This window comes from Halomonas tibetensis (assembly GCF_042643535.1).
GTDB classification, from domain to species: Bacteria; Pseudomonadota; Gammaproteobacteria; order Pseudomonadales; family Halomonadaceae; genus Halomonas; species Halomonas tibetensis.
On sequence record NZ_JBHRSQ010000012.1, the window covers coordinates 130516 to 146524 of the forward strand.

The 16009-nt window shown below is 64.9% G+C and carries 12 protein-coding genes; 11 read left to right on the top strand and 1 reads right to left on the bottom strand.

Translation table 11 applies throughout. The features are described from left to right. Positions 1-19 precede the first annotated feature (19 nt). From ACFODV_RS09740 to ACFODV_RS09790, 11 genes are all read left to right on the top strand, one after another. Positions 20-760 (top strand): heme ABC transporter permease, encoded by a 741-nt coding sequence (locus tag ACFODV_RS09740; protein ID WP_379758701.1) that lies wholly within the window; start codon positions 20-22, stop codon positions 758-760. Further along, entirely contained in the window at positions 760-999 is a 240-nt protein-coding gene (gene ccmD, locus ACFODV_RS09745) for a heme exporter protein CcmD (protein ID WP_379758299.1), read from the top strand. Before ACFODV_RS09740 ends, ccmD begins: the two co-directional genes overlap by 1 nt. A gap of 1 nt (position 1000) precedes the next feature. After that, positions 1001-1534 carry a cytochrome c maturation protein CcmE gene (gene ccmE, locus ACFODV_RS09750; RefSeq protein WP_379758704.1) on the top strand — a complete coding sequence of 178 codons (534 nt, stop codon included), beginning with the start codon at positions 1001-1003 and terminating at the stop codon, positions 1532-1534. A 12-nt stretch (positions 1535-1546) separates the two neighbouring features. Continuing rightward, positions 1547-3565 (top strand): heme lyase CcmF/NrfE family subunit, encoded by a 2019-nt coding sequence (locus ACFODV_RS09755; protein WP_379758302.1) that lies wholly within the window; start codon positions 1547-1549, stop codon positions 3563-3565. Beyond that, positions 3562-4095, top strand: a complete 534-nt coding sequence (locus ACFODV_RS09760; protein ID WP_379758305.1) for a DsbE family thiol:disulfide interchange protein — start codon at positions 3562-3564, stop codon at positions 4093-4095. Before ACFODV_RS09755 ends, ACFODV_RS09760 begins: the two co-directional genes overlap by 4 nt. Beyond that, the gene (locus tag ACFODV_RS09765; RefSeq protein ID WP_379758308.1) at positions 4086-4562 is read left to right on the top strand and encodes a cytochrome c-type biogenesis protein; all 477 of its coding nucleotides are present in this window, start codon (positions 4086-4088) and stop codon (positions 4560-4562) included. The genes ACFODV_RS09760 and ACFODV_RS09765 overlap by 10 nt, the downstream gene beginning before the upstream one ends. Then, positions 4559-5806: a c-type cytochrome biogenesis protein CcmI gene (gene ccmI / locus ACFODV_RS09770; protein ID WP_379758311.1), complete on the top strand. Its 1248-nt coding sequence runs from the start codon at positions 4559-4561 to the stop codon at positions 5804-5806. The genes ACFODV_RS09765 and ccmI overlap by 4 nt, the downstream gene beginning before the upstream one ends. Positions 5807-5825: 19 nt before the next feature. Then, entirely contained in the window at positions 5826-9326 is a 3501-nt protein-coding gene (gene smc, locus ACFODV_RS09775) for a chromosome segregation protein SMC (protein WP_379758314.1), read from the top strand. A 907-nt stretch (positions 9327-10233) separates the two neighbouring features. Next, positions 10234-11322: a cell division protein ZipA gene (zipA, locus tag ACFODV_RS16800; protein ID WP_449271893.1), complete on the top strand. Its 1089-nt coding sequence runs from the start codon at positions 10234-10236 to the stop codon at positions 11320-11322. Positions 11323-11461: 139 nt separating this feature from the next. Further along, positions 11462-13609 (top strand): NAD-dependent DNA ligase LigA, encoded by a 2148-nt coding sequence (gene ligA / locus ACFODV_RS09785; protein WP_379758320.1) that lies wholly within the window; start codon positions 11462-11464, stop codon positions 13607-13609. Further along, positions 13606-13872, top strand: a complete 267-nt coding sequence (locus tag ACFODV_RS09790) for a YheU family protein (protein ID WP_379758323.1) — start codon at positions 13606-13608, stop codon at positions 13870-13872. Before ligA ends, ACFODV_RS09790 begins: the two co-directional genes overlap by 4 nt. 15 nt (positions 13873-13887) lie before the next feature. On the opposite strand, the gene mnmC is transcribed toward ACFODV_RS09790, so the two are convergent. Further along, on the bottom strand, positions 13888-15942 hold the full coding sequence (mnmC, locus tag ACFODV_RS09795) for a bifunctional tRNA (5-methylaminomethyl-2-thiouridine)(34)-methyltransferase MnmD/FAD-dependent 5-carboxymethylaminomethyl-2-thiouridine(34) oxidoreductase MnmC (RefSeq protein WP_379758326.1): 2055 nt from the start codon (positions 15940-15942) through the stop codon (positions 13888-13890). Positions 15943-16009: the final 67 nt, after the last annotated feature.

Consider the following 16009-nt stretch of genomic DNA (forward strand, 5'->3'; position numbering starts at 1 on the left):
GAGAGTTACCATGGGCATGATCTGGTCCTTCATTCACAAGCTCGGCTCGCCCAAGTGGTTCTACGGCATAAGCGCTCGCCTTATGCCCTGGTTCTGGATCGCTGCGGTGGCTCTAATTCTTGTCGGTTCCGTTTGGGGCCTGGCCTTTGCGCCGGCTGACTATCAGCAGGGCAACAGCTTCCGTATTATCTATGTGCACGTGCCGGCAGCTTTCCTTGCCCAGTCCATTTTCGTGTCCATGGCGGTGGCCGGGCTGGTCTACATGGTCTGGAAAATCAAGGTGGCCGATATGGCAGCGGCCATGATGGCCCCGCTGGGAGCGGCCATGACCTTCGTGTCGCTGTTTTCCGGTGCAGTGTGGGGGGTGCCTACCTGGGGAACCTGGTGGATGTGGGATGCACGACTCACCTCGATGCTTATCCTGCTATTTCTCTACCTGGGCGTGATCGCCTTGCGCGGGGCTTTCACGAGTCGTGACAGTGCCTCCCGGGCCGCTTCGGTGCTGGCCATGGTGGGCGTCATCAACATCCCGATCATCAAGTACTCGGTGGATTGGTGGTACACCCTGCATCAACCGGCAACCTTCACCATTACCGGGCGCGCCGCTATGCCCATGGAGATGTGGGCGCCGCTGCTGATCATGGTGCTGGGCTTCTACAGTTTCTTCATTGCCCTGACCCTGATGCGCACCCGCAGCGAGATTCTGCGCCGGGAATCCAACAAGCGCTGGGTGCGTGACCTGGCGGGGGAGACGCGCTGATGGCCTTCGATTCCTTCAATGAATTCATTGCCATGGGGGGGCATGCTCCCTACGTCTGGTCGGCCTGGGGGGTGACGGGTGCGCTGTTGGTGGCGGTTGTGCTGCACGCAAGGGCAGAACGTCGCCTGCTGCTGCGCAACCTTCAGCGCCGGGTCCGACGCGAGAATCGCCAGGGCGCCAATCAGGGCGAGATGGCTGGAGTTTCACATCAAATGGGTGGTGATCGTCATGACACTTAGTCTGACACCGAAGCGTAAGCAGAAGCTGTTCGTGATCCTGGGGTTGGTTGCCTTGTCGGCTATCGCTGTGGGACTGACGCTTTATGCCCTGCGGGCCAACATCAATCTCTTCTTCAGTCCTGTGCAGATCGCTGCGGGCGAAGCTCCGTTCGAACGCCAGATTCGCGCCGGCGGCATGGTCAAGGAGGGTACGGTAGCTCGCAACCCCGACAGCCTCGACGTGGAATTTACCGTGACCGACTATGTCGACGATCTTCGCGTCCATTACAGTGGCATTCTGCCGGACCTGTTCCGAGAAGGGCAGGGGGTGGTGGTGGTTGGCCAGATGCAACACGATGGCTACCTGAAGGCGGACCAGGTAATGGCCCGCCACGACGAAAACTACATGCCACCAGAGGTGGCTCAGGCCCTGGAAGAGGCCGGCTACAAGCCTGAGGACTTCCAGCAGAAGGCCGCCGATGTCGCCAAGCGCCTGGAAGCCGAGAAAGGTGCCGGTGACAGAAATGGCGACGGCGCCACCAGCAGTTCGTACTGACCAGGAGTGCCCATGCTCATCCAGATAATTCCCGAGATCGGCCACTATGCCCTGGTCATCGCCCTGCTGATGGCAGGGGTGCAGGCGGTAATGCCCTTGGCCGGTGCGGCAACCCGTCGTCCGCTATGGATGGCCTACGCGCGGCCTATGGCGACCGGGCAGTTTCTGTTCGTTGCCATTGCCTATGCCTGTTTGACCGCCAGCTACATGCTGGACGACTTCAGCGTGGCCAACGTGGCCAACAACTCCAACTCCATGCTGCCCTGGTACTACAAGTTCAGTGCGGTATGGGGCAACCATGAAGGCTCTGTCCTGCTGTGGAGCCTGATGCTGGCCGGCTGGGGCTACTTTGCGGCGAGTTTCTCCCGAGAGCTCCCCCGTGACATGGTCGCCCGGGTGCTGGGCGTGATGGGACTGGTCTGCGTGGGTTTCCTGCTGTTTATTCTGGTCACCTCCAATCCCTTCGAGCGGATCCTGCCTCATGTGCCGACGGACGGCGCGGATCTCAACCCGCTGCTCCAGGACATCGGCCTGATCATGCATCCGCCTATGCTCTACATGGGCTACGTGGGCTTCTCGGTGGTCTTCGCCTTTGCCATCGCCGCCCTGCTGGGCGGTCGACTAGACGCGGCATGGGCGCGATGGGCCCGACCCTGGACCAATCTGGCCTGGGCCTGCCTCACCGTGGGCATCGCCCTGGGCAGTTGGTGGGCTTACTACGAGCTGGGCTGGGGCGGCTGGTGGTTCTGGGATCCGGTGGAAAATGCCTCCCTGCTGCCCTGGCTGACCGGCACGGCGCTGATGCACTCCCTGGCAGTCACCGAAAAGCGTGGCGCCTTCAAGAGCTGGACATTGCTGCTGGCGATCACCACCTTCTCGCTGTCGTTGCTGGGTACTTTTCTGGTTCGCTCAGGGGTGCTGACCTCTGTGCATGCCTTCGCCAACGATCCGTCCCGCGGCTTCTTTATCCTGATGCTGCTGGGCATCACCGTGGGCCTGTCGCTGCTAATTTTTGCTCTGCGTGCACCGCGGGTCAGTCACAAAGTCGGTTTCGGCTGGCTTTCCCGTGACGCCCTGCTGCTGATCAACAACCTCATGCTGGTGATTATCACGGTCACTGTGCTGATGGGGACCGTCTATCCGCTGCTGCTCGACGCCCTGGACCTCGGCAAAATTAGCGTGGGGCCTCCCTACTTCAACGCGTTGTTCGTGCCGCTGACGCTGATCATGGCCGTTTTCATGGGCCTTGGCCCGATCTCTCGCTGGAAGGATACCGCCCCGAGCCTGCTGGTCCGGCGGCTTTGGCTGGCCGCTGTCGTGGCCGTGGTGCTGGGGGCAGCGCTGCCGCTGATCTTCGCCGATCGCTGGAGCGCGCCGGTGGCCATTGGACTGATCGCCGCGCTGTGGATCGTGCTGCCCATGCTGCGCGACCTCTTCGACAAGATCCGTCGCGCCAGTACTATCGGCGCGGGTTTCAAGAAGCTCTCGCTGGCCTACTGGGGCATGCAGCTTGGCCACCTTGGGGTAGCGGTGACCATCGTCGGTGTGGCGGTCGTCTCCAACTACAACATCGAGCGCAATGTGCGCATGGGCCCGGGTGATAGCGTCCAGGTCGCAGGTTACACCTTTACCATGACTGGGTTAACCGAGCGGCGTGGCGCCAATTTCCTGGCCGATCGAGCGGTGATCGAGGTGCAGCGTGGCGACAGCAATCGGCGCTTCACCATGAGCCCCGAGAAGCGTCTCTATCTGGCCACCGGCATGCCGATGACCCAGGTGGCGTTGCGGCCGGGCCTCTTCCGTGACCTCTACGTGGCAATGGGCGAGGATCTGGGCGACGGTAGCTGGGCCATGCGGGTCCAGTACAAGCCCTTCGTGCGCTGGCTCTGGCTCGGTGCCCTGCTGATGTCCATCGGCGGTGTGCTGGCAGTGGCTGACAAGCGCTATCGCCGCATGGCCACAGCGCCAGATCCGGAGGAGGCCGCACTCAATGTCGCTTCCGGCGATCGCGGTAAGGAGGCAACCGCATGAAGCGTCGCCTGCTGCTCTTGCTACCTCTGATCGGCTTTCTGGCGCTTTCGTTGTTCCTCTATCAGGGGCTGTCGCTTAATCCCTTCCATCGGGAATCGGCCCTGATGGCGCGGGATTTTCCCGAGTTTGATCTTGCCACCCTCGAGAATCCCGAGCGGCGGGTCGATCGCTCGCTGTTGGCCAATGGCGAGCTGACCCTGGTCAACGTCTGGGGGGAATGGTGTCCGGAGTGCAAACGCGAGATGCCTCAGCTGCTTGATCTTTCTCATCGCCATGAGATCCGCATGGTCGGTGTCAGTTGGAAGGATACCCGCGAGAAGGGGCTGGGCTTTCTCGATGAGTTTGGTAACCCTTTCGAGATCAATATCTTCGACCCGGATAATGAGCTGGGATTCGAACTCGGAGTGTTCGGTGCTCCGGAGACTTTTCTCGTAGATGGTAGCGGGGTGATTCGCTATCACCATACCGGCTATATCTCACCGGGTGAGGTCAGTGAAAAGATCCTGCCGGAGGTGCAAAAATGGCGTTGATTCGATTCCTTCTGCCCGTTCTCCTGTTGTCGCTACTGGCCGTCGGCGCTGCCCTGGCGGGCGCCGTCGAAGTGCGCGAGTTCGACGACCCCGTCATGGAGCAGCGCTACCGCAGTCTGACCGCCTCGATGCGTTGCCCCACCTGCGAGAACCAGGCGATCAATGATTCCAATGCGCCGGTTTCCGGTGATATGCGTGATCGTATCTATCTGCTGCTCCAGGACGGTGTGTCCGACATCGAAATCCGTGATCACATGGTGCAGCGCTTCGGCGACTACGTGCTCTACAACCCGCGGCTGGAGGGGCGCACCTTCCTGTTGTGGGGGCTGCCGGCCGGACTGGTGGTGCTCGCCGCCATTCTGGTGGCGCTGATCGTGAGATCCCGCCGCAACGCGTCCGCGACGGCGCTTTCCGCCGAGGAGCGCAGACGACTGCAAGCCCTGATCAACCGCGAGAGAACCGAATGACCCTGTTATGGATTGCCTTCGCCGCGCTGCTGCTGCCGGCACTCTGGCTGCTGCTAGCCCCCTTGCGTAGGGCCCGCGCTGTGCATGATGCCCAGCGCGACCATGAGGCCAACGATCGCACCGCCGAGCAGAATGTCGCCATCTTCCGGCGCCGCCTGGCATCTCTGGAGGCGGCTCTAGCGCGTGGCGACATCGATCAGGTCCGCTTCGAGGAGAGTCGCCTGGAACTGGAGCGAGGCCTGCTCGAGGATACCGAGACCGTCAAACGCGCACCCCTGAAGGCGTCCGCATCCGGGCGCCTTGCCGTGCCGCTGGTGATGGTGCTGGTGGTGGTGGCCAGCGTGCTCTGGTATCAGCGCGAGGGGGCCGAGGGCGACCTCACCCTGCTGGCGATTCAGCAGGAGGTGCAGAACCATCCGGAAGGCTCCATCGAGATGCTGATTGAGCGCCTGGAGGAGCAGGCCGTGCGTCAGCCCGGCAATCCCAACGTCTGGTCTTCATTGTTTCCGCTTTACCGTGACATTGGCCGGGGGCGTGAAGCGATCCACGCTCTGGAGAGACTGATCGAGATCGAAGGCAGGCATCCATCACTGCTCGGCCAGTTGGCCCAGATCGAATTCTTCGTGGCCGACCGCCAGCTGACCCCGCGTGTTCAGACATTGGTCGACGAGACTCTGGAACGTGACTCCAGTCAGCCTACGGTTCTCGGCGTGCTGGGTATCGAGGCCTTCGACCGCAGCGACTACGAGAAAGCCATCGACTATTGGCGCCGCGCCATCGCGGGTATGACCGATCCCGGGTCAGGCGAGGCGCTGCGCGAAGGCATACGCATCGCCCAGGAGCGCCTGGGCGTGACCCCGGGCGCCGAGCCGGTGATGGGCGATGTCCAGGGGGTGGGCATCCGGGTGCGGGTGAGCCTGGATGAGGCCCTCGAGGGGCGTCTGGGCGAGCAGGCCACCGTGTTCGTGGTGGCTCGCGACCTGGAGGGCGAGCTGCCGCCCCTGGCGGTGGCCCAGTTCCGTGCCAGCGACCTGCCCGTGGAGGTGGTGCTCGACGAGCGCAATGCCATGTCGCCACAGGCTAGCCTGGCTCAGGTGAGCGAGGCGCGCCTGGTGGTGCGAGTCTCGGCCAGCGGCGACGCCACTCCCCAGACCGGCGACCTGTTCGGTGGCCGCAACGATGTGCCGGTGGGGGACACCGACGTTGAGCCTGTCGATGTGGTGATCGATCGTGTCTTCGAATAACACCGGCGTTTAAGCGCCAATGCGTCTCAAGTCCATACGCCTGGTCGGCTTCAAATCCTTCGTCGACCCGGTCACCGTGCCCTTCGATGGCAACATGACCGCTATTGTGGGGCCTAACGGCTGCGGCAAGTCCAACATTATCGATGCGGTGCGCTGGGTCATGGGCGAGTCGTCGGCCAAGACTCTGCGCGGGGAGTCGATGACAGACGTCATCTTCAATGGCTCCACCGGCCGCAAACCGGTGGGACAGGCTGCCATCGAGCTGCTATTCGACAACCGCGACGGCACCATGGGCGGCGTTTACGCCCAGTACGCAGAGATCGCCGTCAAGCGAGTGGTGACCCGGGACGCCCAATCCTCCTATTTTTTCAACGGCCAGAAATGTCGCCGCCGCGACATTGGTGATCTCTTCCTCGGTACGGGTCTCGGGCCGCGCTCCTACGCCATCATCGGTCAGGGCATGATCTCGCGGCTGATCGAGGCGCGCCCAGAGGAGCTGCGCGCCACTCTGGAGGAAGCCGCCGGTATCTCCAAGTACAAGGAGCGCCGCCGCGAGACCGAGAGTCGCATGCGGCGCACCCAGGAAAACCTCGACCGCTTGGAGGATATTCGCGAGGAACTCGACAAGCAGCTCGAGCGCCTCAGGCGCCAGGCCGAGGCGGCGCGCCGCTACCAGACCCTCAAGAACGAGGAGCACCGGGTCAAGGGTGAGCTGGCACTGCTGCGCGCCCTTGCCCTGCGCGCCAGGCAAAGCGAAGAGGAGAGCCGCGTCGGGGAGCTCGAGACCGCCGTGGAGCGCGAGGTGTTGGGCCTGCGGCAGTGCGAGACCCGCCTCGAGGAAGCCCGGGCAGACCACGACCGTCTGGCCTCCGAGCTCGACGTCGAACAGTCACGCTTTTTCGAGACCACCACCACCATCGCCCGTCTGGAGCAGGATCTCGAACATGCCCGCGCCCGCGATACTCAGCTGGCCCGTGACCTCGAGGCCGCACACCGCGATCTACAGGAGCTTTCTCGCCTGGGTGAAGATGACGGCGAGCGGCTGGCGCGCCTGGACGAGCGTCTTGAGACACTCACGCCAGAACACGAGGAACTGGCCGAGCAGTTGGAGGAACTCGAGGCGGCGCTCGAGGAAGCCGAGCCCGAAGTGGAGGAGGCCGATGCCGACTGGGAGGCCTTCAGCGAGCAGTGGCGTGAGACAAGCCGGGAGGCCGAGCGAGGGCAGGATCGTTTGCGCGACCAGGAGTCGCGTCTGGAGCGTCTTGGCGCCGACGAACAGCGCCGCCGGCAGCAGCAGGCGGAGCTGCCCGACATTGCCGGCCTCGTCGGACAGCGTACCGAGCTGAAGGAGCGGCTGGACGAGTTGGATCTCCAGCGGGAGTCCCTGGAGGCCCGTCGCGAGGCGTTGCAGCAGGCCCGGGACGAGGCCCGGGAGGCGGCCCGTGAGAGCGAGGCTGCCCGCGAGGTGGAGCGTCAGCGGCGCAGCGAGCTGCAGGGCGAGCTCGCCTCCCTGGAAGCGCTGATCCAGGCCGGGCTGGCCGACCACGACGAGGCGCTGGAAGATCACCTGACTGGGCTTGGGCTTGCGGACGCCCCTCGCCTCGGTGAGCGTCTGGAGGTCGACCCCGGTTGGGAAGCCGCCGTCTCCTGGGTACTGGCGTCCTGGCTGCGTGCACGGCTGTTCTCTCCGGCGAAATCTGCCCTGGAGCGCTCCGTTCCGGTCGTCCCACCTGCAGAGCTGGGGCTAATCGAGGCGTGCGACGTCCAGGCGCCTGCCGAAAGCCTTGGCAGTCGCGTTCAGGGCGCCGGAGCCGCCGGCCATTGGCTGGCCGGCATCCGCTGCGTCGAGAGTCGCGAGACGGCCTGGGCCGAGCGCGGCACCCTGGCGCCGGGCGCGAGCTTGATCACGCCGGATGGTCTGTGGTTGGGGCCGGGCTGGGTGCGTCACCGCGGTCAGAGCGATGGCCCCGATGCCCTGCTGGTCAGCCGCCGTCGCCAGGCCGAGGCGGAGGAGGCCTTCGCGGCGGTGGAGTCGCGTCTTGTCGAGCAGGAGCAGGGCCTGGCCGAGCAGATTGAGCGGGCCGAACGGGCCGAGCGGGACCTGGAGGCGTGTCGCCTCGAGGAGCGCGACCTGGACCAGCGCCGCCAGCAGCTGGCAGTGCAGCACAGCGGTCTTGCCAGCCGGCTTGAGCACCTCGAGGAGCGGGCCGCCGAGCTGGCCGAGGAGCTGGCCGGTCTCGGCGAGGCGCGGGAAGAGGCCCGGCTGGGGATCGAAGAGGCCCGCGACCTCTGGCAGCAGGCCATGGCGAAGCTGGAGGAGGGCACCGAGCGTCGTGAGCGTCTCGAGCGCAAGCGCCAGGCCGCCCGCGAGCGGCTCGCCTCGCTGCGGGCCCGCCAGCGTCCCCAGGCCGAGCAGCTGCAGCGCCTGGCCCTGGAGCAGGAGCGCCTGGCCGCCGAACGCACCGGTCTGGCGGAGCAGCAGGGTCGCGCCGGCGAGTCCCGTGAGCGTCTCCAGGGGCGGCTCGAGGAGCTCCAGGAGGAACGAGAGCTGCTGCGTGAGCCCCAGGAGGAGCGTCGCGAGCGCCTCGATGAGCTGCTCGACCGTCGTGAGCGAGAAGAGCGCGCGCTCAACGCGGTGCGCGCTCGTTCCGCCGAGCTGGTGGAGCGGCTGCGTGAGGACGAGCAGTCGCGCCAGGGCCACGAGCGCAGCCTGGAAGGCATTCGCGAACGCCTTCAGGAGGCGCGGATGCAGGTTCAGGCGCTGCAGCTAAAGGCCGAGACCCAGGCCGTGCAGCTTCGCGAACTGGGTCTCGAGGAGCGCCCGTTGGCCGAACAGCTCGACCCCAACGCCACGGAGTCCGCCTGGCAGTCCCGCCAGGAAGAGCTCGGTGAGCGCATCCGCCGGCTCGGGGCCATCAACCTGGCGGCCATCGAGGAGTACGACCAGCAGGCCGAGCGCCGCGATTATCTGCAGGCTCAGCACGCCGAGCTCAGCGAGGCTCTGGAGACCCTCGATCGGGCAATTCGTCGGATCGACCAGGAAACACGAGCCCGTTTCCGGGATACCTTCGAGCGGGTCAATGCCGGCCTGCAGGCACTTTTTCCGCGCATCTTCGGCGGTGGAACCGCATGGTTGACCCTGACCGGCGAGGATTTACTGGAGACGGGAGTGGCCATCATGGCCCGGCCACCGGGCAAGAAGAACAGCACCATTCACCTGCTTTCCGGCGGTGAAAAGGCGCTGACGGCTCTGTCGCTGGTGTTCGCTATCTTCCAGCTCAACCCGGCACCCTTCTGCATGCTGGACGAGGTGGATGCGCCGCTGGATGACGCCAATGTAGGCCGCTATGCAAAGCTGGTGAAAGAGATGTCGGAAAGCGTTCAGTTTATCTATATCACCCACAACAAGATCGCCATGGAAGCCGGTGATCGACTGATGGGGGTTACCATGCAGGAGCCGGGGGTATCGCGCCTGGTTTCTGTGGATGTCGAGGAGGCTGCGGCCCTGGCGGAAGCCTGATGGGCTTGAAGCCGAGTGATAAAAGGGGTAACAAGGAGAGTGATAATGCTGCATTGCACGGATGCGAGGGGATCATCGAAGGGCGATTGCGCGGGGTGTCATCGACTCGGGGCAAGAAATCCCCGAGGGTTGACAAACAAAAAAAGTGGCCCCTTTTTTGGCAATCGCGCTATGCTGTTGACGGACAACCATCAGGCATGGCGCCTAAGCGAAAGGCTGACGACCCATGGAACTTAGAGAGTGGCTAATCATCCTGGGGTTGGCGCTGGTGACCCTCATCGTGGTGGATGGGGTGCGTCGCCTTCAGCGCCAGCGGCATGTTCCTCGCCTCGATGAGGTGAAGGAGGATACCCGGAGTACCGACCCCGACGAATTGGCCCGCGAGGCCGAGATCAACTGGGAGCTGCCCAACGGAGGGGCTCGGGTGCTAAAGCCTGCGGATTATAGCCGTGTGCAACCCAAGCCCAAGCTGGAGCGCCAAGAGCATCCTGGCCCTTCTCGCGTGTTGGCAGGTTTCCGCCGTCAGGCAGAAATGTCTCGAGCCGATAACGCGGGGTCTGCTGGTGGGGTTAAAGCTGCCGAAGGCGCCGTAGGTAGTGCCTCCGTCGAGGCCAGTGCGATGAAGCGTGAACCCGTTCGCGAGTTCGTCACTCCCAGCGATCCTGAGCCTTTGAAAGAACGCAGTGCGGCTGGTCATGATCCGACCGGCAACTCGTCGCCTGTCCGAGGTGCGGCATCAACGAAGACAACTTTCCACGAGTCCGTCGACTCGACGTCCGCCGACCCAATTCAGTCCGATTACGAGTGTTCCGATTCTGTTGATGCCGGTCAAGTTGAGACCAGGCCCGTTCAAACGAGGTCCGCTCAGACCAAGCCCGCTCAGACCAAGCCCGCTCAGAATGAGACCGTGCAGGAGACACACGAGCGCCGCGAGCCCAGCCTCTCCGCGCTGGACGAGGAGTCTACCCGGGCGGCTGCCGCCGACGAACCATTGGTAGCCCACCCAGACGATCATGATAGCCACACTCATGACGATGAGCATTATCGCCTGGTGGATCTGGAAGGCATGGGTGACTCCTTCAAGAATGGTTCCAGGAGGATGGGAGCTTCCGTCCAGCGTTTTGGTGCCTCACTGCAGAAGACGTTGGCTGAGCGCCGTGAGCACAAGCGTCTCGAGAAGGTGCGCCGCGAAAAGGAGAAGGCCGAGAAGGCAGCCCTGGATGCAGAGCATCAACGCCTGGCTCGTGAGCAGGCTCTGGCGGAGCAGGCAGCCCAGGAAAATGAAAGCCGTCGGCAGGAGGGCCAGTCGTTCGCGTCGCCCAGCGCCCGAAAGCTCGATCGGTCCTCCGAGTCGGCAGACGCCGAGCTCGATGCGTCGTATACGGATGATGCCTACGAAGCAGAGCCCGATCTGGATCAAGAGCTGGATCAAGACCTGGATCAAGAGCTGGAGCCCGCGCTTAACAGTGACAAGGTTCGCGCGCACCCGGTGTTGGAGAAAGCCCTGCGCCACGATGTCAGCGCCGAACACGCCCGTGAGACTCTGGGTGCCGCCAGCGAACTCATCGTTATCAGCGTGATGTCCCGCGATGACGAGGGCTTTTCCGGCGCCGCGCTGCTTGATCTGATGATGGCCTGTGGCCTCCGCTATGATCGCGATATGAAGGTGTTCCACCGCTTCGAAACCGAAGACTCGGAGAGTCGCCTGCAGTTCTCCATGGTCAACGTGGTGAAGCCCGGTAACTTTCCCATCGCGGCCATGGACGAGTTCCGCACCCCCGGTATCACTCTGCTGATGCCGCTACCTGGCGCCGACGACCCCTCCGCGGCCTTTGAGGCCATGGTGGAGACCGCCATGGTGATCGTGCGCCACCTGGGTGGTGAACTGAAAGACGAGAATCACAGCGTGATGACCGCCCAGACCGTGGAGTTTGCCCGGCAGCGGGTGCAGGAGTTCGTTCGCCGCCATCGCCTGCACCGCTACCAGGTGAACTAGCGCCAGGCGCCAGGCAGCAAGTCAACACCCCCCGGCATCCCACCGGGGGGTGTTGTTTTGGTAAGCTTGCTGCCTAGCGTGCTTTCGGCCTTGAGCGATCCGCTTCAAGGCCCTGTCAATGATCGAGACACAGCTATCCATGACCAACGCCGATCAGCCGCTCCTCGACGAGGTGATGCGCCTGCGAGCCGAGCTCGACGATGCCAACCATCGCTACTACGTGCTTGATGACCCGAGCCTCACCGACGCCGATTATGACCGTCGCCTTCGCCGTCTTCAGGAAATCGAGACCGCGCATCCTGAGCTGGTGACGCCGGACTCGCCCACTCAGAGGGTCGGGGCGCCGCCGGATGCAGGCTTCCCCGAGGTCGAGCACGCCGTGCCGATGCTGTCGCTAGACAACGCCTTCAGTGAGGATGAGCTGGCTGCTTTTGTTACCCGGGTGGCCGAGCGGCTCGAGGTGGAAGGCGAAGAGATCGCCTTCTGCTGCGAACCCAAACTCGATGGCGCCGCCGTGTCGCTGGTCTATGAGACGGGCGTGCTGATCAGCGGTGCTACCCGCGGCGATGGCCGCACCGGCGAGGGTATTACCTCTAACCTGCGCACCCTGCGCTCGGTGCCGTTGCGATTGCGCGGCGAGGCTCCCCCGGCCCTACTCGAGGTCCGCGGCGAGGTGACCATTGACCACGCCAGCTTCGAGGCGATGAACGAGCGGGCCCGGGACGATGAGGCCAAGGTCTTCGCCAACCCGCGAAACGCTGCCGCCGGTAGCCTTCGCCAGCTCGACCCGAGGGTCACCGCTACCCGCCCCCTATCGTTCAGTGCCTACCAGGTGGCGCGAATCGAGCCCCCGTTGGGTGACGCTACCCACAGCGCATTGATGGCGCACCTCGGCGACTTCGGCTTTCGTACCAGCAAGGAGCTCGCGGTGGTCAAGGGAACGGCTGGTGTAGTCGACTACTGTCGGCGCCTGGGCGAGAAGCGCGATGGTTTGGGTTATGACATCGACGGTGCGGTAATCAAGGTCAACAACCTGCGCCTGCAGCGTGAGCTGGGCTTCGTGGCCAGGGCGCCGCGCTGGGCGATCGCCTTCAAGTTTCCCGCCCAGGAACAGACCACGCGGCTCAACGACGTGGAGTTTCAGGTGGGCCGTACCGGTGCCATCACCCCGGTGGCTCGCCTAGAACCTGTGTCGGTAGCCGGCGTCACCGTCTCCAATGCCACCCTGCACAATGCCGACGAAATCCGTCGGCTCGGTGTCATGATCGGTGACACGGTGGCCATACGCCGCGCCGGTGATGTGATTCCCAAGGTGGTGCGGGTGATGGAGGAGCTACGCCCCTCAGACGCCCGGAAGATCGTCTTTCCTGAGCGTTGCCCGGTGTGTGGTGCCGAGATCGAGCGTCTGGAAGACGAAGTCGTGGCGCGCTGTTCCGGCGGGCTCTACTGCCCCGCCCAGCGCAAGGAGGCGCTCAAACACTTCGCCTCGCGCCGCGCGCTGGACATCGATGGCCTCGGCGAGAAGCTGATCGAGGCGCTTATCGAGCACGACTGGGTCACTACGCCGGCGGATCTGTTTCGCCTGGAGGCCGAGCGGCTGGCCGAACTGCCGCGCATGGGGAAGAAGTCCTCAGAGAACCTGGTAGCGGCGCTGTCGAAGGCCAAGGCCACGACCCTGGCGCGCTTTATTTATGCCCTTGGAATCCGCGAGGTGGGCGAGGCCACGGCGGCTAACCTGGCTAGCCACTTTGGTACTTTGGAGGCACTGATGAGCGCCGAGTTGACCGCTCTCGAGGCGGTAGAGGAAGTGGGTCCCGTTGTCGCCGCCCATGTGCATACCTTCTTTCGTCAGCCCCATAACCGCGAGACCATCGACGAGCTGATCGCCTGTGGCCTGAGCTGGGAAGAGGAAGCCGTCGTTGAGCAGCCACAGCCCTTGGTTGGCCAGACCTGGGTGCTCACCGGCACCCTGGAGGGCATGACCCGCGACCAGGGCAAGGCTCGCCTGCAGGCGCTTGGCGCCAAGGTCGCCGGCAGCGTGTCAAAGAAGACCGCCGGCCTGGTCGCCGGCGAGGCTGCCGGCAGCAAGCTGGAGAAAGCCATGCAGCTGGGCGTACCGGTGCTCGACGAGGCGGCCTTCCTCGACCAGTTGGCCACTTGGGAAGCCGGAGAGAGTGATGTAAAAGAGGATGGTCTCAATGCGAGTGACGGGGAGCAGGGTAATGGGGAGCAGGGTAATGGGGAGCCGAGAGATATGAAGCGTGACGACGCGGAGGGCGCGACATGAGCGGACGTTTCCTGGAGGTCCCATACCGCATGCTGCCGGGAGAGACCCTGGATGCCCTGCTGGAGGCCTTCGTCACCCGTGAGGGCTACGACACCACCGATACCGGCGATGGCATGGGTGGCTGGGTCGTCGAGGTCAAGGGCCAGCTCGAGCGCAGCGAGCTGATCATCGCTCACGACCTTCAGACCGAGACCACCGAGGTGATGACCCTTGCCCAGTGGCGCGCCTTCGGGCGCGACCTGGCCGACGACGAGGAAGGCTAGGGCAGAGGACTCTGGCTATGCGCGGTTTTCGGCGCCTCTCGCTGCTGCTGATTCATGTTTCCCTTGTATGAGGTCGCGGATCAGCCGTCGCCCTGGATGCAGGTGGTCCACCAGCGGCTGCTCCAGGGGCAGCGGTTCGTCGCAGATCCGCGAGGCCAGCAGCTCCGCGCAGAGCGGCGCACTGGCCAGGCCCCGGGAACCGTGGGCGGCGCTGATCCAGAGCCCGGTATGGTGGCGGCCGGGGGTGCCGGGAATGCGCGTCGCGTCTTTGGTCAGCTCGGCGTAGGCCTCTTGCCACGCCTCGGCATCGGGCACCGGGCCGGCATAGGGTGATTTATCCGGGCTTGCCGCCCGCACGCCGGCGCGCCCCTCGAGGTTAGCCGGCGTGAGGTCGGCGCCCGCTTCGTTCAGGGCGGCCACATAGGCGGGCAGGGTGCGCTCGAGCTCGGCCAGGTTGGCAAGGTGGTCACTCTCGCGAACCCCACTGTCGGCGTCGTTGGGCAAGAAGGTGGCCCCGAAGGTAAGCCAGCCGTCTAGTGGCGGCGGCACATAGCCGCCGGCGCAGACGACCCGGCCGAGACCCGGAGCGTCTGGCGGAAGGCGCACTCGACTGACCTGGCCCCGCACCGGCTGCAGGGGCAGGGCGCTGGTCTGATGGAAGCGGTTGGCCAGCGTCGCCGTGGCGATCACCACCTGATCGACGTCGAGCGTCGTGCCGTCGCGGGCCACCAGGCGCCAGCCGTCGGATTCGGCCGTCAGGCGGATCACCTCGGCCTGACGAAAGAGAATGCCGGGCGTCTCGGCCAGCCGCCGGCAGAGGGCATCCGGCCGCACCCAGCCGGCCTGGGGGTAGTCCAGGGCGGGAGCCCACGTCCCGACGCCGGCGCGTTCGGTGGCCTGTTCGGCGCTCGCCCCCTCCACCACGCCTGACGGCAGCGGTTGTCGTTCCAGGAAACGCGCCTGGCGCGCATGCTCCTTCTCGCTGAGCGCCAATTGCAGCACGCCACAGGGCGACCATAGCGTCTGCCCTGGGTCGAGGCGCGAAAGCCAGCGACGGCTGTGGAGCAAGCCGGCAAGATAGACACGGCTCTGGTAGTTGGTCTCCGCGGCAAGTTTGACGTATAGCGCCCCCTGGGCGTTGCCGGAACCACCGGCCCCGGGGCCCTTACGGTCGAACAGCGTCACCGCCACGCCACGCTCGGCCAGGGCGGCGGCCACACTGGTGCCGGCGATGCCGGCACCGATCACCGCCACCCGGTGCGATGGTCGTGCCGGGGGCGGGGTAAACCAGGGCGTGCTACTCCGTCGCGCATCCTCGGGCGGTGCGGTGATCTCCCCGACCAGCATCTCGCGCTTGCGGCCGAAGCCCGGCACCTTGCGCCAGGCGAAGCCCGCCGCCTTGAGTCCTCTCTTGACTACCCCGGCACAGGTGAAAGTAGCGAAGGTGGCGCCGGGGCGCGAGCGAGCGGCCATGGCTTCGAACAGCTCGGGCTGCCACATCTCCGGGTTCTTCGACGGGGCAAAACCGTCCAGGAACCACGCATCGACCCGCCCGTCGAGGAGCGCCAGGCGTTCGACCGCATCGCCGAAGTGCAGGTCCAGGGTGACTCGCGGGTCGAGGTGCAGTCGATGCACCCCCGCCACCGGCTCGGGCCACTGGGCCAAGAGCGCCTCTGTGTGGCGGGCCAGGTCGGGCCAGATCGCCAGCGCCCGGGCCAGATCCTCGCGGCATAACGGAAACTTTTCGGTGGAGACCAGGTGCAGCCGCGCCTCTGCTGCCGCATGGGCGTCAAAGCATGCCCAGGCGCACAGCATGTTGAGCCCGGTACCGAATCCGGTCTCGCCGACCACGAAGGGACGCATTCCTCGCCAACTGGCGAAGCGTTCTGGCAGCCGGTTGCCGCCCAGAAAGACATGCGAGGTCTCTGCGCGACCATCGTGGCGCGAGAAGTAGACATCGTCGAAGTCTGCGGAGCGGGGGGCCTCCTCTCCGGTGTCATCGCGCTGCCAGTCGAGGCGGGCGGTCTCCATGGCGGCGAGGGGGGGCATGCCATCGGGGGTGGCGGTCACGGTAGCTCCATCGGTGGGGCTGGGCATGGGAAGGGCTGGTCATTATCTGATCAGCGGCGCCGCGGCG